This is a genomic window from Brumimicrobium sp., assembly GCA_023957385.1.
GTDB lineage: Bacteria > Bacteroidota > Bacteroidia > Flavobacteriales_D > Crocinitomicaceae > Brumimicrobium.
In genome coordinates this window covers 2,132,890-2,157,847 of sequence record JAMLGZ010000001.1, presented here as the reverse complement: position 1 = coordinate 2,157,847, position 24,958 = coordinate 2,132,890, and the positions used below count along the sequence as shown (strand labels likewise).

Below are 24,958 nucleotides of genomic sequence, written 5' to 3'. Positions count from 1 at the left end.
TTTATTCTATTGCGATAGATTGAGTCATTATTGCACATATTTCACCTTTACCTTCTTTCCTTTCTCTAATGCCGAAATTGAATTATCATACATGGCTTCTATATACACGGCAGGTAGATAATATTCTCCTGCATAAGTAGCATGCAGATAGATAGTAATGACTTTGCTCTTATTTCTTGCCAAACTAAAATAAGTAAACACTCTATCGTCTCGAATGTCTTGATAATCGAATAATGCATCATTATCACCATCATATCCAATATCCATTCGTTGGTTTTGAATTTCCCAACCACTTGGAAATAGTTGAGAAAGAGCCAAATCATGATAATCTCCATGCATGCCAGGGTTAGAGACAGTAACCTCAACACTAAAGTCCATTCCTTGTTCTATTTGCTCTACATTAATTGGTTTACCAGCATTATTTTTATAAACTACATTCATTTTTAAATTATTATTGAAAGGTATTTCATTTCCTGGTAAAGGAACGCCTGTGGTAACAAGGCGAGCAAACAAGTATTCATCGTTATTATTGTTTACTTTAAAGTTAACCGCATTTTGATTACCCATTACTTTTAAATCAATAATCTCAATTGCTTTCCGACTATTGATGGTAGTTGTTTTACCATTATAGAAAATAGTTGCATTCATACCTCCTTTCGGTTGATTATTTTCAGTGAACTTAGCAATAGCCATGAGAGAATAAGCTGTTGTTTGTGTACTCATCCAGTTATCTGTACTTAACGCTTCGGATAAATCTTTCACTAATGCAGAGGCTTTGGTTTTCTCTCCTAATAAGGTTAAGGTTTCAATAATCATGGCTTCATCCCTGTAATTATTTCCATACGAATAGCTTAATTCTGTGTACGGAGCAATCTTTGTAGATTTATCTCGAATGATTTCTTTTGCTATGTTTGTTTTACCTGCAATTTGGTATGCTGCTGCTAATCTCCACGAAGCAGCAACGGATAAATTATCTTGAGCACGTAATTTATTCATGGCACTTAACAATGGATCACCTGCTAATGCTAATGTATATAAACGATATGCTTGCATTAAATCAGAGTTTCTATATCCATACTTATCCGTTGACTTCCAATCTTTAGCTATCTCTTTCTGGAAACTTTTCCATTTGTCTTTTAGTCCATAAGGAAGTGCATATCCTCTCTTTTCGGCTTCTAGCATGAAATGTCCAGCATAAGTTGTTCCCCAATCATCTGCGTATGAGCCACCTTCCCAGAAAGAGAATCCTCCATTGCTTATCTGGTGTTTCTGAATCTTATTGATTACTGATTGAATGTTGTTATCTATTCTCTTCTTGGTTTCATCATCTATTTTAATAAGAGAAGAAAGATATAACTGAGGGAAGGCTCCCGAAGTCTTTTGTTCAATACATCCATGTGGGTATTGCAATAAATATCCTAAACGCTTTTCTAGATTGATAGGGGGGATAGTAGATAATTCTAGTTTTGCTGAATTTGTATTTTCAAGTCCGGTAAGTGCGACTTCTTCCTCCCAAGAAGATTTACCTTCAACAGTAGCTTCTTTGACATAACTAATTGGCAAATTAGGTTGTCTTATTTCAATATCTACTGTATAAGTAGATTTCTCACTACCACTTGTGGCAACAACTTCAATGGATGCTGCACCTGATTTACTTCCCACTTCCAATTCAAAATTAACTAATTGATCTCCTTCTTTGGTAAAATTAATTTGCTTAGATGAACTTCCTGCTACTTTTACTAAGGAGTTTGTTTTAACTTGAATATTTACATTTTTGACCTTTTTATCCATTGCAAAAACATTAACAGGTAGTGTAACAGTTTCTTTTGGACTTAACACACGAGGAAGAGTGGCCAACACCATTAAAGGTTTCTTTACTGGCGTAGTTTTTTCTGCATTACCATAAGCACCTTGTTGACCAGCTATTACCATAGTTCTTACAGAACCGATATAATTTGGTATATGTATCTTATGCTGTGCTGTTTTTCCTCCTTTTAGGTAGAAAGGTCCAATAAATTTAACCATAGGTTTAAATCTGAGCGGATTTTTCTCTCCCGGATTGATGTTCTCATCTCCTCCAATAGTTAATATATTTTCTATCTTAGCACCATACGCACCAATGACATAATCATACAAATCCCACGTTTTTACACCTAATGCTTCACGCGCATAGAAGCGATTCCATGGATCTGGAGTTTTGAAATTAGTTAAGTCTAATAACCCTTCATCCACAATAGCAATAGTGTATGTCATATCGTGTTTGTTCTTTTCAGTTACCTCCAAATTAAATGAAGTTTCTGGCGTTAACTCATTCGGCATTTTGATAATAGGTTCTAGAACAGTAGTTGGGTCCTTAACTAAAATTGGTATTATTCCATACATACGTATAGGTGCATCGTTCAGTGTGTTTTTATGCGGTTGGAGTAAAGTTATGTGCACAAAACAGTTTGGTGCCAAATCTCCTGTGATTGGTAGTTCAAAGGATGTTTCTCCCTCTTCAGTCTTCATCCAAAAGGCATCTATAACCTTTCTGCCATTTTCTATACTAATAAGAGCATTACCTTCTTTGGATGAAGGAAAACTAATTCTAGCCTTTTCTCCAGTATTGTATTCTTTTTTATCAGCAGCAAAAGTTAATATATTTGCTCCCTCTGGGGTTGCTCTTCCTGCTCTAGACATCCAAGATGGCCAATCAAAATATGTCAAAATTCCGGTGGAATGTCCACTTTCAATATCTTCTACTTTGATTAAATAGCGCCCCCAATCGTATTTATTAATTTTTAAACTTGTTACCCCTTCTCCTTGAGCATTGGTAGAAATAGTTTGAGTTGAGATGGGAGAAACATTATAGTTGTTAATGTAATTAGCTGCATTATTAGAGCCACTTTCCCACCACCAACTCCATTCGATACGATATATTTTCACCCGTAAATTTCTGTTGCCTGCACGTTTTCCATTAGCATCTACTGTTATAAGCGGAAATTTATAGTCTTTATCAGTTTCCAATGCTCCGTATGCGTTCGGTTCTGGTGTTTTAATACCTATAAAATGATCGTATGGTGCGTAATTTATGCTAGATTGTGAAATACTGAAATCACCTCCATTTTCGAATGCACGAGTTGTAAAGATAGCTCTTAACATTCCAGCAGGAGAATTATTCAATTCAACAGCTTTATCAAATTGAAGAACACCATTGTCGTCCAGGTTTTTTTCTAAGAATACTTCATCTTCAGACCAAAAATCCTTGCTTGGATCATCAAAGTGATAATTTTTAAAATCTTTAAATTGTGTTTGGATAGGTTTAAAACGCAAAGATATATCTGTTTTTAAGTTACGAGCTGGCGAACCATGTAGCCAATTAACAGATAACTTTCCTTTGATGAATCTAGTGCTAGCATCTAACACCTCTTTATTAAAGTCTAGATTTATCTTTAAACGGTTGGGTTTAATAGTTTCTACTTTAATATTCTTGTAGAATTCAGCATTTCCAACCTTTATACGTACCGACCAATTTCCTGTAGGAGCATCTGCCTCTGTCGGTGTTGTAAAGTTATAAAATCCGTTTAAAGAAGTAGTTTTGACATCTCGTTTTACCAATTGTTCACGTGAATTAAATAACTCAAAGATAACAGGATGATTATCTGGCAATATCTTCTCTTTATCTTCTAAAATAAAGTTTAAGAAAAGTGTATCGCCTGGTCGCCAAACTCCACGTTCTCCATAAATGAATCCTTTAATTCCACCCATTATATAATCTCCATCTACATCAAAATGACTAATAGATAGGGCATTATCTTCCACGAGCCTTAAATAACCCTTTGTATTATTATGTTTGGCAATGATGAAAAAGGGTGTGAATTTAAGCGCTTTGGTCTTTGCTATACCATCTTTATCTGTCTTTACTGTAGCTAGAAGCTGTTGTTGTAAATCGTAAAACTCAACAGAAGCTCCTTCAATTGGTTTGGAGGTGATAATATCATTTATTATAACCATATATTCCCCATTGGTACCTCCCTTTGAAATGATACCAATGTCAGAAGCAAATATATTCTTAGTTACTTTAACATTCCTATAATAAGAGTAGGAGCAAGGATCATCCCTTAAGGAGTAGTCGTATCCATCAAACCAATCTTCATAATAATAATCATAGTTGTAATACCAATCTCCTACATAATCCCATTCGCCTTTTTCTGCAGTTTCATCTTCGTCCCAGTCAGTTTCATCCATATCGAAATCTTCTTGTACTCCTCCTGTACAAGGATAAAGGGATTGATATTTCCTAAATCCTATTTCTACACGGTAAATGGCACCTTGTTCAACTTTAATATATTCTGATAAATCTAAATTGAATCGATTCCATTTTGTTAAATCAAGAGGTTTATCTTTATCTAGGTATAGCGTTTTCTTTCGAATAACACGGCCAACGCGGATTAACTCTTCTTCTCCATTATAATCATTTAATTGGAAGAACTGCTTTATATTGGATTCAAAAATCTTTATGATTCGAATATCTACAGCTTTTAGATTTACAGCTTCAAAAGGCACTAACATTTGATTAGAGGAAGGGAGAATAGCTCCATTTCCTACCAATTTAACAGCAGGTTTAATCGCTTGAAAATGTACTTTATCTGAGTAATCTTCTTTTAACTTCTTACCCTCTGTATTTTGAATCGACTTATCTACAAAGACAGTGTACCATCCTTCTATTCGATAATTAGGGTAAATGAATAGTTCGTTTGTAGAAATAGAAGTTTTACTTTCTATGTCTTTTTGAATTTCGACTAATCCAGATAGATTCTGACTTTTGGATAATGGATCAGAGAAACGCACAATAACATGTTGTTCAGGATGTTGAACTACAGTAGAGCTTAAAATGCGGTAACTACCCTTTGCAGGGATGTCTTCTGTAATAGTCTTTTTGTCCTTTTTATCTATTGGATAGATATTCCACTCTGCTTCTAATATTCCTTCTTGGTTTAATCGCGGAACACTATCTAATATTAAATTATATTTTTTATGATTTCCGCTATCATTCCATTTCACTTTAACCGTTTTTCCGTTAACTTGAAAGTTAAAATATTCATTTAACTCTTTTGTAGTAACTACATCTGCACTATAAACTATTCCCTGATATTGATAGTAATCATAGGATTCATTTTCATATACTTTTAAGCCTGCACTTTCAAAATTGATGGCTTGTTTAATAATGGTTATGGGGAATTTAAATGTTTTTAAATCTTTAGGAACTTCAGTTACTTTGTCTAAATCAAAATCTACCCAATACGTTTGCCCAGATTTTAGTTTATTTTCAGGAATAAATTGAACGGTATATTCATCTACCCATACCGTTTTCCCTTTTATAGATGGCGAGAAGGAGAAGAGCTTGTCTTTCACTTCTTTGTTGGGCTCAAAAGTCCCTTTAAATGGTTGAGCGAATTGTATAATAATGGCAGATTTAGATGAAACTACACCTGAAGTAAATGAAGTGATATACTTCTGAAATTCAGGATTTATTCTGAAATCTTCTAAGCTATTCTTTTTGCAAGAGTATAAAGAGAGGCTTAAAATGAGTGCTAATAATACGCTAAAGGCTAGAATGATTTTTTTCATAATGAATATTGAAATGAGTGAAAATGATTTTATCTATAAAGATAGAATCTTAACGCAATAATTAAAATTTATTTCATTGAAAATAAATATAAAAATAAAAGAGATTGTCAAAAAATTAAATTTGAGCAATCTCTTTTAAAAAATTACCTTTTTTTTATTGATGGATACCAGTAATCAGCTTTCATCTCTTATTGGTGTTTCCATTTCTTTTAAGTATTATCTAATGAGGTTCACATGTCCTGCTATCTCAGTAATCTTATCACTATATTTGTCGCCAAAACGTATCTTCCAAACATACGTTCCATCAGGAGACATCTTTCCTTGATATATTCCATCCCAACCTTCATTTGGTTCATTAGTCTCATAAATAAGTTCTCCCCATCTATTGAAAATCATAAATGTATAGATGTCTGGATTATATCCTGCTACAAATACAGGTCTAAATACTTCATTGTATTTGTTTCCATCAGGAGTAAATGTATTTGGAATGAAGTATAATAGAACTTCTTTTAAGAATACAACCATATTAGCGGTGTCTTTACATCCATGATCACTTGTAACTATTAACTCAACATTGTATGTTCCGTCAGTTTCACTTGGATATTCGTGAATAGGAGAGAACTCGTCAGAAGTTGTGCCATCTCCTAAATTCCATTCGTATGAATATCCACCTGTACTTGTATTGATAAATTCGCCAGTTGGTTCAAGTATAGTTAACTCATCAGGATTCATGTAGAAGCTAGCAACTGGGTCTGGTGCCACACACAAATAACTGCTCTGAGTGGTAGTATTTACACAACCTCCTTCTAAAGAAGTGACAGTAAGTGTTACATCGTAGCATCCGACTTGTGTGAATTCTTTAGAGATATTTCCACAGCTATCTATAGTGGTTCCATCACTAAATGTCCACTGACAAGATGTAGCCATAGCGTTTGCATCACCTGTTAGATTAACTGTAAAAGGGGAACATCCAATCAAGTTATCAGCAGTAAATCCTGATTTTGGCATATCATACACTACCACCTGGAGATCATCTGTATTAGAACATCCATTAGCATCAGTACCTATTACGGTATATGTATAAGTGCCTGGTGCAGGAGAGAAAGGTATGTCATTAACAACACCTTGATCCCATGTGTATGATCCTCCTGTTCCAGCGCCTGATCCAGAAAGTACTATAGAAGTTCCTTCACAAATCGTATGATTAGCTCCAGCTTCAATAACTGGTAATGGATTTACTGTAACGATTACTGTTCCAGTTTGTATATTGGAGCAATTTGTAGAACTGGCATCTTGAACTGATAATAGTTCATAGGTATAGGTTCCATCAACAACCGTTGGAACAGGAACTGTAGCCGTATTGGATACACCTGAAGAGACTGTTTGTACTGCGCCACCGTTGATTGTAAATGAGAATATGTATGGCGCAGTACCTGTGGCTCCAGTGAAAGTAACAACAGGCTCTGGGTCATTAATACATGCTGAAACCGTTCCAGTGATGGTAGCTGTCGGAAGTGGATTAACCAATATAGTAACAGTTCCAACCTGTGGATTTAAACAAGTCGTAGAGCTATTATCCTGAATAGATACTAAGTTGTAGTTAAATGTTCCTGCTACATCTGTAGGTGCTGTGATAGTAACAACTCCTGCATTGTTTGAAGTAATAGTCATTGGAGTTCCACCATTGATGTTATATGTAAAAGTATATGGAGCCGTACCTCCTGTTCCCGTGAAAGTAACAGTTGGCTCTGTATCGTTTTGACAAACATCTGTTGTACCTGTAATTTGTGCTATTGGTAGTGGATTAACGATTATTGTAACTGTTCCTGTTTGTGCATTTGAACATGCAGTTGAACTGTTATCTTGTACAGAAATCAAGTTAAAGACATATGTTCCTGCTGTCGTTGTTGGAGCTGTAATTGTAGCCACTCCTGTATTGTCAGAGGTCACTGTTTGTGGTACGCTTCCATTCATTGAATATGTAAATGTATATGGAGCTGTACCTGTAGCACCTGTAAAGGTAATTGTTGGTTCAGTATCATTTTGACACACATCAACTGTGCCAGACATTGTAGCTGTCGGAAGTGGATTAACGATGATAGTAGCAGTTCCTGTTTGTGCGTTTAGACAAGTTGTGGAGCTATTATCCTGAACAGAGACCAAATTATAGTTAAATGTACCAACTATGTTAGTAGGCGCTGTGATAGTAGCTATACCTGCTCCGTTGGAAGTGATAGTTTGATTTGCTCCTCCGTTTACATTGTATGTAAAGATGTAAGGAGCTGTACCCGTTGCACCAATAATGGTAATCGTTGGAGATATACCATTTTGACATACATCCATCGTTCCAGTAATAGTAGCAGTTGGTAGTGGGTTAACAGTTATAGAAACTTGGTCTGTATTTTTACATCCATTAACATCTGTACCTTCTACTGTGTAGGTAAGAGTACCCACGGCTTGTATGAATGGTGTTCCGTCAATTACACCATTATCCCATGTATAAGTAACAGCACCAGAACCGGAAAGAGTTACAGGTGTAGTCTCACATACTACTTGATCAATACCTGCATTTACTGGAGGAAGTGGATTTACTGTAATAGTGAATGTCACAGGAGTACCATAGCAATTTGCTAGGGTAGGAGTAACTGTTACAGTTGCAATAACAGGGCTTGATCCATTGTTAATACCACTAAATGCTGCAATATCACCAGTTCCATTTGCGGCCAAACCTATAGAAGTGATTGTATTTGTCCAATTGAATGTTGCACCAGGCGTTCCGGTAAACTGAACTAGATTTACAAAATCATTATGACAAACTATTTGGTTAGCAACAGCATCTACTACAGGAGGTGTAGGGTCAACTAACTGCTCAGGAGTAGCAATGCTTGTTGAGCAACCATTTAATTCAACAATGAAATTATTGTATGTACCTTCATCTAGACCTGTAATCACAATATTCCCATTAATATCTGCTGTCATACTGATTGCTCCCATGGTTATTCCATCATCATCGTACGTAACATTGTATGTTGTAGCAGGTGTTAAACCTGATAATGTAATACTACCTTGTGTACCACCACAAGTAGTTGGAGAGGTAGAGGAAACTGTAAATACAGGAAGAGGTTTCACAGTTATACTTACTTGATCTGTATTTATACAATTATTAGCATCTGTACCGGTAACGGTATATGTAATTGTTCCCACAGCTTGTACAAAGGAAATTCCGTTGCTTACTCCATTGTCCCAAGTATAAGATATAGCACCAAAACCTGAAAGAGTCACAGGAGTGGTTTCACAAACAATCTGATCACTTCCTGCATTTACTATAGGTAGAGGGTTTACTGTAATGGTAAATGTTTCGGTATTTCCAATACAACCAACTAGAGTTGGAGTTACAGTGATTGTAGAAGTTACAGGTGTTGAACCTGTATTGCTTCCAATGAAAGTTGTTATGTCACCCGTTCCACTTGATGCAAGACCTATTGATGTAATCGTATTTGTCCAACTATAATTTGCTCCAGGAGTTCCAGTAAAGTTAACTGTCATAGTATTGTCGTTGTGACAGATGATTTGATCATTTATAGGGTCAACTATTGGAGGTGTTGGGTCAGATAATACGATAATAGAATTATCAGATTTTGGACAGCCATCAAGAGATACAATAAAGTTTGTAAATGTATTTGCTGTTAAATTAGCAATCACAATATTTCCAGTTGCATCAGAGGTCATATTTATTGGGGTATTTCCATTATATCCAACGTTGTATGATGTGTTTGAATTCAAGCCCGAAATTGTAATGAATCCATCATTACCACCACAAGTAGTTGGACTAGAAGATGTTAATGTATATGTAGGAACTTCTTTTACTACTATAGTGATATTATCTGTATTAACACAGTTGTTATTATCTGTATAAGTATATGTAATAATATGATTACCCACTCCAGCAACAAGTGGATCAAAGTCTTCATTAGAAATTCCGTTACCTGTAAAGATACCTCCAGAAGGAGACGTGGTTAAGTTTACTATACCATTATCTTCACATAAATCAGCTACTGGATCTAGAGTAACTATAGGAAGTGGATTTACAAATACTGCAGTAGAAGAGGTAGCTACACAACCATTTAATGTGTAAGAAATTGAATAGATAGTAGTGGTAGATGGACTCACAATAGCAGTAGAATTATTCCCTGCTCCGTTGTTCCATGAATATGTTCCTCCAGCAGGTGCACCATTTGCAGTAATAGTAATGTTATCATTTAAACAAATTATTCCTCCAATTGCACTAACTGTTGGTGTTGCAGGTGCAGATAGAGTAATGATAGTATCTTGTGTAGTGGTACAATTAAATTGATTTGTTACGCTAACATTTACATAATTACCAGATGCTAAACCATTAATGATGATACTACCTGAACTATTACTAACCATTGTAGAAGGGCCATAACTGCCATATTCAATATCAAAAGAGGTGTTAGATGTTAATCCGGTTATAGTAATTACACCATCAATTCCTATACAAGTCGTTGGATCAGTTCCAGCAACTGTAAATGTAGGATTAGGATTTACGGTAACATCCACTGTAGCGGTGTTTACACAACCGTTTGCATCTGTTCCAGTAACGGTATAAGTTACAGTTCCTACAGCAGGAGTAAATGGAGTGCCATCATTGACACTGTTATCCCAAGTGTAAGTCACGGCTCCAGAACCAGAAAGCGTAACAGCAGATCCTTCACAAACAGTTTGGTTAGCACCAGCACTTACAGTAGGAAGAGGATTCACAGTTACGTTTGCAGTAGCTGTTGCTGTACAACCGTTTAAAGTATATGTTACTACGTAAGGAGTGGTAGAAGCAGGACTCACTGTAGCAGAAGCATTTGTTCCAGCACCATTATCCCAAGAATAAGTTCCCCCAGTAGGTAAACCACTAGCAGATATATTCACACTACCACCTACACACATTGTTCCGCCTGTAGCTGTTACAGTTGGAGCAGCAGGAGCAGTAAGAGTAATAGAAGTTCCAACAGTAGTAGAACATCCAGCACCTGATCCAACAGTAAATCCAGTGTATGAGCCACTTGCAAGACCAGATATTACAATATTACCAGAGGCATCAGTAGTCATAGAAACAGGACCAACTCCGTTATACGTCACATCGTAAGAAGTACTAGGAGTAAGTCCACTAATAGTGATAGACCCAGTACCGTTACAAGTCGTTGGATTAGTTCCAGCAACTGTAAATGTAGGGTTAGGATTTACGGTAACATCCACTGTAGCGGTGTTTACACAACCGTTTGCATCTGTTCCAGTAACGGTATAAGTTACAGTTCCTACAGCAGGAGTAAATGGAGTGCCATCATTGACACTGTTATCCCAAGTGTAAGTCACAGCTCCAGAACCAGAAAGGGTAACAGCAGTTCCTTCACAAACAGTTTGGTTAGCACCAGCACTTACAGTAGGAAGAGGATTCACAGTTACGTTTGCAGTAGCTGTTGCTGTACAACCGTTTAAAGTATATGTTACTACGTAAGGAGTGGTAGAAGCAGGACTCACTGTAGCAGAAGCATTTGTTCCAGCACCATTATCCCAAGAATAAGTTCCCCCAGTAGGTAAACCACTAGCAGATATATTCACACTACCACCTACACACATTGTTCCGCCTGTAGCTGTTACAGTTGGAGCAGCAGGAGCAGTAAGAGTAATAGAAGTTCCAACAGTAGTAGAACATCCAGCACCTGATCCAACAGTAAATCCAGTGTATGAGCCACTTGCAAGACCAGATATTACAATATTACCAGAGGCATCAGTAGTCATAGAAACAGGACCAACTCCGTTATACGTCACATCGTAAGAAGTACTAGGAGTAAGTCCACTAATAGTGATAGACCCAGTACCGTTACAAGTTGTAGGATCAGTTCCAGCAACTGTAAATGTAGGGTTAGGATTTACGGTAACATCCACTGTATCGGTGTTTACACAACCGTTTGCATCTGTTCCAGTAACGGTATAAGTTACAGTTCCTACAGCAGGAGTAAATGGAGTGCCATCATTGACACTGTTATCCCAAGTGTAAGTCACAGCTCCAGAACCAGAAAGGGTAACAGCAGTTCCTTCACAAACAGTTTGGTTAGCACCAGCACTTACAGTAGGAAGAGGATTCACAGTTACGTTTGCAGTAGCTGTTGCTGTACAACCGTTTAAAGTATATGTTACTACGTAAGGAGTGGTAGAAGCTGGACTCACTGTAGCAGAAGCATTTGTTCCAGCACCATTATCCCAAGAATAAGTTCCCCCAGTAGGTAAACCACTAGCAGATATATTCACGCTACCACCTACACACATTGTTCCGCCTGTAGCTGTTACAGTTGGAGCAGCAGGAGCAGTAAGAGTAATAGAAGTTCCAACAGTAGTAGAACATCCAGCACCTGATCCAACAGTAAATCCAGTGTATGAGCCACTTGCAAGACCGGAGATTACGATATTACCAGAAGCATCAGTAGTCATAGAAACAGGACCAACTCCGTTATACGTCACATCGTAAGAAGTACTAGGAGTAAGTCCACTAATAGTGATAGACCCAGTACCGTTACAAGTTGTAGGATCAGTTCCAGCAACTGTAAATGTAGGATTAGGATTTACGGTAACATCCACTGTAGCGGTGTTTACACAACCGTTTGCATCTGTTCCGGTAACGGTATAAGTTACAGTTCCTACAGCAGGAGTAAATGGAGTGCCATCATTGACACTGTTATCCCAAGTGTAAGTCACGGCTCCAGAACCAGAAAGGGTAACAGCAGTTCCTTCACAAACAGTTTGGTTAGCACCAGCACTTACAGTAGGAAGAGGATTCACAGTTACGTTTGCAGTAGCTGTTGCTGTACAACCGTTTAAAGTATATGTTACTACGTAAGGAGTGGTAGAAGCAGGACTCACTGTAGCAGAAGCATTTGTTCCAGCACCATTATCCCAAGAATAAGTTCCCCCAGTAGGTAAACCACTAGCAGATATATTCACACTACCACCTACACACATTGTTCCGCCTGTAGCTGTTACAGTTGGAGCAGCAGGAGCAGTAAGAGTAATAGAAGTTCCAACAGTAGTAGAACATCCAGCACCTGATCCAACAGTAAATCCAGTGTATGAGCCACTTGCAAGACCAGATATTACAATATTACCAGAGGCATCAGTAGTCATAGAAACAGGACCAACTCCGTTATACGTCACATCGTAAGAAGTACTAGGAGTAAGTCCACTAATAGTGATAGACCCAGTACCGTTACAAGTTGTAGGATCAGTTCCAGCAACTGTAAATGTAGGGTTAGGATTTACGGTAACATCCACTGTATCGGTGTTTACACAACCGTTTGCATCTGTTCCAGTAACGGTATAAGTTACAGTTCCTACAGCAGGAGTAAATGGAGTGCCATCATTGACACTGTTATCCCAAGTGTAAGTCACAGCTCCAGAACCAGAAAGGGTAACAGCAGTTCCTTCACAAACAGTTTGGTTAGCACCAGCACTTACAGTAGGAAGAGGATTCACAGTTACGTTTGCAGTAGCTGTTGCTGTACAACCGTTTAAAGTATATGTTACTACGTAAGGAGTGGTAGAAGCTGGACTCACTGTAGCAGAAGCATTTGTTCCAGCACCATTATCCCAAGAATAAGTTCCCCCAGTAGGTAAACCACTAGCAGATATATTCACGCTACCACCTACACACATTGTTCCGCCTGTAGCTGTTACAGTTGGAGCAGCAGGAGCAGTAAGAGTAATAGAAGTTCCAACAGTAGTAGAACATCCAGCACCTGATCCAACAGTAAATCCAGTGTATGAGCCACTTGCAAGACCGGAGATTACGATATTACCAGAAGCATCAGTAGTCATAGAAACAGGACCAACTCCGTTATAAGTTACATCGTAAGAAGTACTAGGAGTAAGTCCACTAATAGTGATAGACCCAGTACCGTTACAAGTCGTTGGATTAGTTCCAGCAACTGTAAATGTAGGGTTAGGATTTACGGTAACATCCACTGTAGCGGTGTTTACACAACCGTTTGCATCTGTTCCAGTAACGGTATAAGTTACAGTTCCTACAGCAGGAGTAAATGGAGTGCCATCATTGACACTGTTATCCCAAGTGTAAGTCACAGCTCCAGACCCAGAAAGAGTAACAGAAGTTCCTTCACACACAGTTTGATTAGAGCCTGCACTTACAGTAGGAAGAGGATTAACAGTTACGTTTGCAGTAGCTGTTGCTGTACAACCGTTTAAAGTATATGTTACTACGTAAGGAGTGGTAGAAGCTGGACTCACTGTAGCAGAAGCATTTGTTCCAGCACCATTATCCCAAGAATAAGTTCCCCCAGTAGGTAAACCACTAGCAGATATAGTCACACTACCACCTACACACATTGTTCCACCTGTAGCTGTTACACTTGGAGCAGCAGGCGCAGTAAGAGTAATAGAAGTTCCAACAGTAGTAGAACATCCAGCACCTGATGTAAGTGTAAATCCAGTGTATGTACCACTTGCAAGTCCGGAGATTACGATATTACCAGAAGCATCAGTTGTCATGGAAGCAGGGCCAACTCCGTTATAAGTTACATCGTAAGAAGTACTAGGGGTAAGTCCACTAATTGTGATAGACCCAGTACCGTTACAAGTCGTTGGATTAGTTCCAGCAACTGTAAATGTAGGATTAGGATTTACGGTAACATCCACTGTAGCGGTGTTTACGCAACCGTTTGCATCTGTTCCGGTAACGGTATAAGTTACAGTTCCTACAGCAGGAGTAAATGGAGTGCCATCATTGACACTGTTATCCCAAGTGTAAGTCACGGCTCCAGAACCAGAAAGCGTAACAGCAGATCCTTCACAAACAGTTTGGTTAGCACCAGCACTTACAGTAGGAAGAGGATTCACAGTTACGTTTGCAGTAGCTGTTGCTGTACAACCGTTTAAAGTATATGTTACTACGTAAGGAGTGGTAGAAGCAGGACTCACTGTAGCAGAAGCATTTGTTCCAGCACCATTATCCCAAGAATAAGTTCCCCCAGTAGGTAAACCACTAGCAGATATAGTCACACTACCACCTACACACATTGTTCCACCTGTAGCTGTTACACTTGGAGCAGCAGGCGCAGTAAGAGTAATAGAAGTTCCAACAGTAGTAGAACATCCAGCACCTGATGTAAGTGTAAATCCAGTGTATGTACCACTTGCAAGTCCGGAGATTACGATATTACCAGAAGCATCAGTTGTCATGGAAACAGGACCAACTCCGTTATAAGTTACATCGTAAGAAGTACTAGGGGTAAGTCCACTAATAGTGATAGACCCTGTACCGTTACAAGTTGTAGGATCAGTTCCAGCAACTGTAAATGTAGGATTAGGATTTACGGTAACATCCACTGTAGCGGTGTTTACACAACCGTTTGCATCTGTTCCGGTAACGGTATAAGTTACAGTTCCTACAGCAGGAGTAAATGGAGTGCCATCATTGACACTGTTATCCCAAGTGTAAGTCACGGCTCCAGAACCAGAAAGGGTAACAGCAGTTCCTTCACAAACAGTTTGGTTAGCACCAGCACTTACAGTAGGAAGAGGATTTACAGTTACGTTTGCAGTAGCAGTAGAAGTACATCCGTTTAAAGTATATGTTACTACGTAAGGAGTGGTAGAAGCTGGACTCACTGTAGCTGTAGCATTTGTTCCAGCACCATTATCCCAAGAATAAGTTCCCCCAGTAGGTAAACCACTAGCAGATATAGTCACACTACCACCTACGCACATTGTTCCGCCAGTAGCACTTACACTTGGAGCAGCAGGCGCTGTAAGGGTAACCGAAGTTCCAACAGTAGTAGAACATCCAGCACCTGATGTAAGTGTAAATCCAGTGTATGTACCACTTGCAAGTCCGGAGATTACGATATTACCAGAAGCATCAGTTGTCATGGAAACAGGGCCAACTCCGTTATAAGTTACATCGTAAGAAGTACTAGGGGTAAGTCCACTAATAGTGATAGACCCTGTACCGTTACAAGTTGTAGGATCAATTCCAGCAACTGTAAATGTAGGATTAGGATTTACGGTAACCTGCATTGTAGCTGTGTTGGCACATTGACCAGCAGAAGGCGTAAATGTATACGTAGTTGTAGCATTTGTATTAATAGCTGGAGACCATGTTCCTGGAATACCATTATTTGAAGTTGTTGGAAGCGTGAATGTTCCCCCTTGACAAATGGCTGCAACTTGCGTGAAGGTAGGAGTAACCTTTGGATTTACGGTAACCTGCATTGTAGCTGTGTTGGCACATTGACCAGCAGAAGGCGTAAATGTATACGTAGTTGTAGCATTTGTATTAATAGCCGGAGACCATGTTCCTGTAATACCATTATTTGAAGTTGTTGGAAGCGTGAATGTTCCCCCTTGACAAATTGGACCAGGATTAGTGAAGGTAGGATTTACCATAGGGTCAACAATTAACTGGAAACTTATGACATCAAAACAACTAGGGTTTGAATTTTTTGATATTCTAAGCCAAACTGTTTGAGGGTTAGAAGTATTAAGATAGTTAGTATAAGGAGTTAGTTTTCCAGTTGCTCCACCAGCATTAGCATTTGCTTGACTATTATAAAAATCAATTGTATAGTCGCTAGGATTGTTTGAACCTATTGCATTGCTACTATTAACTGTTAGATCAAAATGTGCTTTTCCACTACCTGCTGTTTCTTCACACTTATGTAAATCAACAACACTCGCAGCATCAACATCAGTTTCTTTTATTACTGTAACTGTTTGTTCATCAGTAATATCTAATCCATAACAACTTTGGTAGACAATTCTTGCTGTGTAGGTTCCTGGGCCAACAGTGATTTGGTCGTTGGTAGAAATTAAGTTATTACTGGCATCATACCAGCCAAATGTATAATTTGGGCTACCATTAGGGATAAATCTCCAAGCTTCATTATGTGCGGTCCATGCTCCAGTATTTCTACCTGGAGCAGCAATACCTTGTGTACCTGTTTCGTTTTGAATTCCTAAAATCCCTGCACCTGGCGTTGTAGAGCTTGGCCATGTTGTACATGGAGTTCTATCCTTCACATAGACATCTATTACATTTGTAGTTTCATAAATGACAATTTGATAGGTTTGAGGGCCAACACTTGTTTCACAATCAAATTGAGCTAACTTATAAAAATTAACAACTAACATTCTACATGGAGCAGCTCCTAATACCTGATAATTAATAGACCAATCGGGGTAGTTATCGAAAGCGTTAGGATACGTATCTTGAAATACCCCCATAATAGCGGCTAAATGTGGTCCATTATCTCCCCCATTAGTTGGAATTAATCCTGAGGTATTGTATCCCTCCCAACTTCCTGGAGTATAGTATCCGCCAGGAACCACTCCATCAATGCTAAATGTAACAGCACCATTTGACCCGACTAAAGCTTTGTTATAGGTTTTTCCATAAAAACAAAAATCAAAACCTAAATCTATTGTACTAGACCATATATCATCTGAATTAATATTAGTAGATCCTGCACCTCCAGTAAAAGGAAAAGGAGGATTATATCCAATTGCATTAACAGAATAGGAATTTGTCGCACCCGTTTTTAAATAATCTGCAGTGAGTGTAGCAGTATTTTGTCCACAAGGAATGCTAATTTGATTACCAGTAATTGTTAAACTTCCTGGATCAATATTGACTTCGGGACAACCGGGAGAGTCAAAGGAGCAATCAATCGTAACAACCATGACAGATGAGTAACCGTATTGACCAGAATTTGAACAATAAATAACGTATCTATAATCCATATCTGAATTGCCAGTGGTTATAGGAAAATTCGGTTGATTTTGAGAACCAGGTATATCCGTCCAAGTATTCAATCCATGTGGTGAGGATTGCCAAACCCCACTTATTCCTAGACCAGATGAACTGCCACTAACCGATAATTGTATAGGTGAATTTGGGCATGTTGATATGGAAGCATTTGCTAATGTTCCAGCAGATGGTGTTCCAGAACAAGGAGTAAAATTTACTGTTCCAGTTACATTTAAATTATAGGGTGTACAATCTGGTGACGGCCAAGTTGAAATAACTATATAATAAGTAACACCGGCTGTCACATTTAAATTGGGAATACTTAAATTAGGTCCGGATATATCTGTATGGTATCCTACCGTGGAAGAGAAAGGGCAACCTGTGAAAACCCATAATCCAACCCAATTTCCCATTCCAGAAGTATTAATGGTGATAGTTCCAGAAGATGATGGGGTAATAGCGTAAACAACGTCATAACCATCTAAATAAAAGGTTGCCCCAGTTCCATTAGTAACTGCTCCAGGTGCTGTGGGAGGCACATTATAACCACTGTAATCATTTCCGTAATTACAAGTATTTCCCGAAGCATTAAATGGTAAACTAGTAATATTTATAGGGTTGGTACATGTTTCCCCTTGTCCGTAGATTTTGTTTAGATTGTAAAAATATAGTCCAAAAATTAAAGAAAAGACAATAGAAAATGTATTCAATCTGAATAGACTTGCAAATGAAATCCATTTAGATTGAAGGTTATTAGATTCAGAAATATGTTTCATATAGTGTATTAGTTTATAGCATGTTATATGAGTTGTTTGCTCTTATTCTGCGAATAAGACGAATAAATGTACTGCTAGTTGCCTCTAGTATAAAATATTTTAGATAAAAGTTATTAACATGTATTAAGCACGCATAGTTAATTGACCATTAATGAGTTATATTTTAATTTATAATTATTATTGTAATGGTTTCTTATATAAGAAATACGATAAGTCAAAAATAAAAAAGCGAGAAAATTTTCTCGCTTTTTATGATTGATATTATATCTTATTGCATAGTCAATTTTTTCTCTAGGTCAACTAAATAAGCTTTGAATTGTTTATCCGTCTCTGCTAAGTTGTCAACAGTTCTACATGCATGGAGAACAGTGGCGTGATCCTTTCCTCCACAATGAGCGCCAATATTAGCTAGGGAAGATTTAGTCATCTTTTTGGAGAAGTACATAGCAATTTGTCTAGCTTGAACGATTTCTCGTTTTCTCGTTTTGGATTTCAATACCTCTATTTCTATGTCGAAATAATCACTAATAACTTTCTGTATGTATTCAATTGAAATTTCACGAGCAGTATTCTTTACAAATTTGTCAATCATACTTTTAGCTAAATCTAAAGTAATTGCTTTTTTGTTAAGAGAAGCTTGTGCAACTAAAGAATTTAAAGCTCCTTCAATTTCTCTAACGTTGGTATTAATGCTATAAGCTAAGTAGTCAACTACTTCTTTTGGCAATTCAATACCACTTCCGTACATTTTCTTTTCTAAAATGGCAATCCTAGTTTCCAGTTCAGGCGCTTGTAAATCAGCTGATAATCCCCATTTTAAGCGACTTAATAAGCGCTGTTCCATTCCTTCAATATCTACAGGAGCTTTATCTGAAGTTAAGATAATCTGTTTCTTATTTTGGTGTAAATGATTGAAAATATGGAAGAATACATCTTGAGTTTTTTCTTTTCCTGAAAAGAATTGAACATCGTCAATAATTAAAACATCCATCATTTGATAGAAATGTATGAAATCATTGGTTGTGTTATTCTTGATTGCATCAATAAATTGATGAACAAATTTCTCAGAGTTTACATAAAGGACAGTCTTATTAGGAAAATCATTTTTAATTTTAATGCCAATAGCATTAGCTAAGTGTGTTTTTCCTAAACCAACTCCACCATAAATAAGTAATGGATTGAAAGCAGTTCCACCCGGATTTTGAGCTACTGCATAACCGGCAGAACGAGCTAGTCGGTTACAATCTCCCTCTACAAAATTTTCAAAAGTATAAGATGAATTTAAATTGGCATCTACATTTATTTTTTTAAGACCAGGGATTACAAATGGATTTTTAATATGTTGTTCTCCAATGGCAGCAGGAACTGATATTGGAGCATTTTTTAACGAGCTATTGTTTGATGTAGGGATACGCACTGTGTATGGAGTGGCATTAGGCGTATTCTTTTCCATAATAATACTATATTCTAATCGCCCTTCACTTCCTAATTCTTTTTTGATTACTTTTTTTAATAAACCTATATAGTGTTCTTCTAACCATTCATAAAAGAAGTGAGAAGGTACTTGAATAGTTAGAATGTCATTTTCTAATTTAACAGGTACGATAGGAGAGAACCAAGTTTTAAAAGCTTGTATTGGTAGATTGTCCTTAATTACTTTTAGACAGGCGTTCCATTTTTCTTCGTGTAGTTGGCTCATTGAATTAGTTTAAGTCGTTTATAGTTATTATGTTAAATTTAGTTTCTATTCTTTTCTTTTATCTTGATAAAATTGGTTGCTTTATCATCAGGGCAAATATTTACAAAAAAAAGTTAAAAAAAAAATTAAAAAGGTATTGACTTTCTAAAAAAAAATACTTGTTAAAAAGAATAGAAAATGTTTCATTCTTTATTTGCTTAATTCAAATTTAATTTTATTTTAAACGATTTTCCTTATTACTTATACTATATAGAAAAATGCTTTATGTTAGCGCTCTAATATATTGATTCTTTTTTTAATTTTATCAAAAATAAAATATTTTTTTTGGAATCAAGAAGTTATATATATCAATCAGAAACGAAAGTGCGAGTTCGTTATGGGGAAACAGATCAAATGGGGTACTGTTATTATGGTAATTATGCGCAATATTTTGAAGTAGGACGTGTGGAAACTATGAGAGAGATTGGTATGTCTTACAAGGATTTGGAAGACGAGGGATATATGCTCCCAGTTTCTACATTTAATGTGAAGTATATACGCCCTGCCTTTTATGATGATTTATTAACTGTAGTTACTAAAATTAGTAGTTTAGATGGCGTACGTTTAAACTTCGAATATCTCATTTTGAATGAACGCAGAGAGGTGATTTCAGAAGCAACTACTACACTTATTTTTGTGAAGAAGGAAACAATGCGCCCTATTGCCCCTCCCGATCAATTTATACAATTATTAAAGAAATATACCTTATAATATATGGAAGAATCACAGAGCTTTGAATTTGTAGCATGGAATAATAAACAATTGTTGACTTTATTGTCCGAGCGCGATGGTGAAACCAAAATTGGTCAAAAGTTGGCGACTCGTAATGAGGCTAAATATATAATTATAGGTATAGAAGAAAGTATTGGGCCACGAGCAAATCTGGGTAGAGGAGGAGCGGAAAATGGCTTCTCTGCATTTCTAGGTTTTTTTCTAAATATGCAAGCAAATTCGACGATGCCTACTGATGGAGTACATATATTAGGTAGTGTGAAATGTAAACAAAATTTAACTTCTAATTTGCGAGAAAAGGTAGAAGAGTTAGATGATTTTATTGTTAACTTGCTAAGAGAATACGTATTAGAAGGTCAAATTCCTATTGTGATTGGTGGAGGACATAATAATGCGTATCCATTAATTAAATTCTCCTTTGAGAGGTGGAAACAAAAAATCAATGTAATAAATTTGGATGCACACGCTGATTATCGATTGCTGGAGGGAAGACACTCGGGAAATGCTTTTTCATATAGCTTTAAAGATGGTTTTATGAATAAATATTTTGTATTGGGATTACATCAACGGTATAATAGTCAGCAAATACTAAACGATTTGCAAAGGGATAACCATTATTACACCTTTTATGAAGATTATTTGATGCGTCAGCGAGATTTTTTCGAGGATATTAATCAGTTGCAAGCTCAACTCAATACATCTGTTCCAGTTGGTGTTGAATTAGATATGGATACTATTGAGTTTATGCCAAGTAGTGCGTTTTCTCCAGTTGGGATAAGTATAGATACAGGAAGATTTTATGTAAGAACTATGGCTAAAATTGAAAACTGTGCTTACTTACATATACCGGAAGGAGCACCTAGTGACGATTTTGAACGTAGAATTGTAGGGAAAGTGCTTTCTTATTTTGTTTCTGATTTTATTGCAGTTAATCAATAGATAATTGTATATTTAACATAACTTAATTTTTCTTAAACATTTTTATAAAAGGAACGTAATAGATAAATATGAAAGAAAAGATGTCTAAAATATTTAAATTCATTCGTACATTTTTTCCTCTGCACTTGTTGTTTTTACAGGTAAAGCATAATCTATTTGTATTATTTTTCTGGTTTTTCATTTTTGGTATAATAAACTATGTAATTGGAGCTCAATATGGTTTGCCATATTTATTTCTTTCTCCTGAATATTTAGGAAAAACAGATTTTGTATCTTTTCTGCTGTTGGGAGCCGGGCTAGGTGGTTTTATTATGGCTTTTGAGATATATAGCTACATTCAGTTAGGACCAAAATTCCCATTTCTAGCAACGTTAGCTCATCCTTTCTATAAGTTTATGGTGAATAATGGAATAATTCCAGCTGTTTTTGTGATTAATCTTTGTGTAAATATATACCTATTTCAAAGTAGGCAAGAGTATATTACAACAGGTGAATTAGCCAGTTATATCATGGGACTTCTTTTAGGTTTGTTCTTATTTATTATTATTGCCTCACTCTATTTTTTACCGACAAATAAGGACATAAAAAAAATGTCAGGGAATGCACCAAAGCCTCTTAAGAAAAAAACTACAAGTAATATTCATGCATCGTTACACCGTAATACACCTTGGTATAAATCCTTTTTAAAGAATCATGATGAAACTTATTACTATTTTACAACATTCCTAAAGGTAAGGCAGTCTCGTAGCTATGCCCACTATGATATAGGTATCTTAAATAAGGTGTTCACCCAGAATCATATCAATGCTTCAGTTTTTGAAATCTTACTTGTTATATCTTTCTTTTCCGTTGGCTTGTTTAGAGACTCTGTTTTTTTTCAAGTTCCTGCGGGAGTAAGTATATTGATGATACTTACTATTGTTGTGATGCTGGTTAGTGCCTTCTATTCTTGGTTTAGAATGTGGACCTATCCTATAATTCTACTTTTATTTTTAGGAGTTAATTATATCAGTACATCAACCGATTATTTTCAATTTAAGAGTTATGCTTTTGGTTTAACTTATACCAAGAATAAATTGGTGGATTATACAAGTACTTCAATACAAAGAATGAAGTATTCTGAAAAAATTATCAAACAAGATTATTCTAATTATTTGAAAACCTTAAATAATTGGAAGAAAAGGACAGGAGATACTAAGCCTAAGTTGATTCTTATAAATACAAGTGGAGGAGGATTGAGAAGTGCTATGTGGACTGTCAACGTTTTACGAGAGTTAGATAGTCTTTCCGATAAAAAAATATACAAGAATATCCAAATGATTACTGGAGCTTCTGGTGGAATGGTAGGGGCTTCTTATTATCGAGAATTAGTTTTGCAAGAAAATCAAATGTATATTGATGATAGATTAGATTGGGAATATCTTGATAATATGTCTAAAGATATGCTAAATCGTATCTCTTTTGCCTTTTCAACTAGCGATATCCTTTTCCGTTTTCAAAAAGTAAATATTGATGGAATTGAATATAGCAAAGATAGGGGATATGCGTTTGAACAAGAGTTGTTGAATAATTTAGGAGGTGGTTTTGATAAACGATTGGGAGATTATCGCCAGCCAGAGAAATCAGCTGAAATACCAACCATGATTTTTGCTCCAACTATCGTCAATGATGGAAGAATTTTACTTATTGGGGCGCAATATCATGGGTACTTACAAGCAACGAATGGCTTAGATGATGAGGTGGGCCTGTCTCCTCAAGTCGAAAATATTGAATATCTTCGTTTTTTCAGAAATAATCATCCTGAGAAGATTCGTTTTACTTCTGTTTTACGTATGAGTTCGACTTTTCCATATATTATGCCTATGGTATCTATGCCAACTCGCCCGTCAATGCATGTGATGGATGCGGGAATTAGAGATAATTACGGCTCTAAAATCTCAGTGCGTTATCTATTGTCTCTTCGTCAGTGGATTAAAGAAAATACCAGTGGGGTAATTGTGGTTAAAATTCGCGATAAAGAAAAAACGCTGGTTGAAAGCGAAAAGAATTCATACAAAAACATTGGAGTAATTGACCGTTTATTCTTGCCTTTTGGAAATATGTATGGAAACTTCCCTAGGGTTCAAGACTTTGATCAAGATGAAATGTTCTCAGCTTTAATTCGAGCTGTTGATTATCCTATTGATATTGTTTCATTTAATTTGAGGGAAAGACCCGATGAAAAGATATCTTTATCTTGGCACTTAACCACAAAGGAAAAATCGTATATTAAAAAAGCATTTTATTCAGAAAAAAATCAAAAATCAAAGGATAGACTTTTTGAATTGTTACATATAGACTCAAAATAAAATTCAGTGAAAAAAGAAAAGTTTAAGAATGTAGTTTATAGCACTAATCCAAATTTCAATTACGAAAAGGAGGAAGAGTATGAAGAAGAGGAAACGTTACCCGCAAAAGAACAATTGCTATATGTTTCTATAGATAGAAAACAACGTAATGGAAAAGAAGTTACCTTAATTGAGGGGTTCGTTGGAACAGAGAATGATTTAAAATCCTTAGCTAAAGATTTAAAATCTGCATGTGGAGTTGGAGGGACTGTTAAAGATGGGGATATATTAGTACAAGGCAATTTTCGAGATAAAATCATAGAGATTCTTACAAAAAAAGGTTATCCAACTAAAAGAAAAGGCGGTTAGTAATATTCGCCTTATGAATTAAATTATCTTTGCAATATTATGAAGTGGATAGGAGATAGAGTTAGCTTTCAAGATAATCAAGATAGTATCAGTTTTGTTATTTATCCACCAAAATTAGGGTGGAAAAAATATTTGATTATTTCCTGGTTATTTGCTTGGTTGCTCATAGGAACGTATGTAATTAGCCAATTTTTTCATGGGTATAATCAGAATGAACAGCTGATGTTGTTTATCTTCTTAATGTTTTGGTTGTATTTTGCTATCCGTATTGCTCGTACTATTTTGTTTCTCTTTTGGGGAAAAGAATATATTAAGTTGGATGAAACTTGTATTCGTATTAAAAAAGCTACTGGAAAATATGGAACTGTAAAACAATATTTTATAGAAAATATATCTAAATTAAGATTGATTACACTAAAAGAAACTTCTATCCAACGAGCCTACGATGATTCTCCATGGGTTAGAGGTACTGATAGAATTCAATTTCAGTATTATGGAAAGACAGTCTCTTTTGGTAAAAAATTAGCAGAAAAAGATGCTGAATTAGTTCATAAGACCATAGAAAGAAGATTAGAAAAATTCTTGAATGCTAAGAAGTAAAAAATGCTATCTTTGTTATAGAATTTAATTACTATTT

Annotated in this window: 8 protein-coding genes; 5 read left to right on the top strand and 3 right to left on the bottom strand. The window is 36.3% G+C overall.

Features of this window, described 5'->3' with window-relative positions:
• Positions 1 to 27: 27 nt before the first annotated feature.
• The 3 genes from M9897_09430 to dnaA all read right to left on the bottom strand — a co-directional run bounded on the left by M9897_09430 (position 28) and on the right by dnaA (position 19,915).
• Positions 28 to 5,610, bottom strand: a complete 5,583-nt coding sequence (locus M9897_09430; GenBank protein MCO5269102.1) for an MG2 domain-containing protein — start codon at positions 5,608 to 5,610, stop codon at positions 28 to 30.
• Positions 5,611 to 5,826: 216 nt separating this feature from the next.
• Positions 5,827 to 18,216, bottom strand: a complete 12,390-nt coding sequence (locus tag M9897_09425) for a PKD domain-containing protein (protein ID MCO5269101.1) — start codon at positions 18,214 to 18,216, stop codon at positions 5,827 to 5,829.
• Positions 18,217 to 18,484: 268 nt separating this feature from the next.
• Positions 18,485 to 19,915: a chromosomal replication initiator protein DnaA gene (gene dnaA / locus M9897_09420; protein ID MCO5269100.1), complete on the bottom strand. Its 1,431-nt coding sequence runs from the start codon at positions 19,913 to 19,915 to the stop codon at positions 18,485 to 18,487.
• Between the two features lie 324 nt (positions 19,916 to 20,239).
• Between dnaA and M9897_09415 the strand changes: the two genes are divergently transcribed.
• The 5 genes from M9897_09415 (at position 20,240) to M9897_09395 (ending at position 24,921) form a co-directional block, all read left to right on the top strand.
• A complete protein-coding gene (locus M9897_09415; GenBank protein ID MCO5269099.1) occupies positions 20,240 to 20,665 on the top strand; it encodes an acyl-CoA thioesterase in 426 nt (141 codons plus the stop codon).
• Between the two features lie 3 nt (positions 20,666 to 20,668).
• On the top strand, positions 20,669 to 21,625 hold the full coding sequence (locus M9897_09410) for a formimidoylglutamase (protein MCO5269098.1): 957 nt from the start codon (positions 20,669 to 20,671) through the stop codon (positions 21,623 to 21,625).
• A gap of 68 nt (positions 21,626 to 21,693) precedes the next feature.
• A complete protein-coding gene (locus M9897_09405; GenBank protein MCO5269097.1) occupies positions 21,694 to 23,973 on the top strand; it encodes a patatin-like phospholipase family protein in 2,280 nt (759 codons plus the stop codon).
• Between the two features lie 6 nt (positions 23,974 to 23,979).
• Positions 23,980 to 24,321, top strand: a complete 342-nt coding sequence (locus M9897_09400) for a translation initiation factor (GenBank protein ID MCO5269096.1) — start codon at positions 23,980 to 23,982, stop codon at positions 24,319 to 24,321.
• Between the two features lie 39 nt (positions 24,322 to 24,360).
• Entirely contained in the window at positions 24,361 to 24,921 is a 561-nt protein-coding gene (locus tag M9897_09395) for a hypothetical protein (GenBank protein ID MCO5269095.1), read from the top strand.
• The last annotated feature ends 37 nt before the right edge of the window (positions 24,922 to 24,958 follow it).

Coding starts and splice junctions, on each gene's coding strand:
- M9897_09430 (MCO5269102.1), bottom strand. CDS start 5,610: ATGAAAAAAATCATTCTAGCCTTTAGCGTATTATTAGCACTCATTTTA.
- M9897_09425 (MCO5269101.1), bottom strand. CDS start 18,216: ATGAAACATATTTCTGAATCTAATAACCTTCAATCTAAATGGATTTCA.
- dnaA (MCO5269100.1), bottom strand. CDS start 19,915: ATGAGCCAACTACACGAAGAAAAATGGAACGCCTGTCTAAAAGTAATT.
- M9897_09410 (MCO5269098.1), top strand. CDS start 20,669: ATGGAAGAATCACAGAGCTTTGAATTTGTAGCATGGAATAATAAACAA.
- M9897_09405 (MCO5269097.1), top strand. CDS start 21,694: ATGAAAGAAAAGATGTCTAAAATATTTAAATTCATTCGTACATTTTTT.
- M9897_09395 (MCO5269095.1), top strand. CDS start 24,361: ATGAAGTGGATAGGAGATAGAGTTAGCTTTCAAGATAATCAAGATAGT.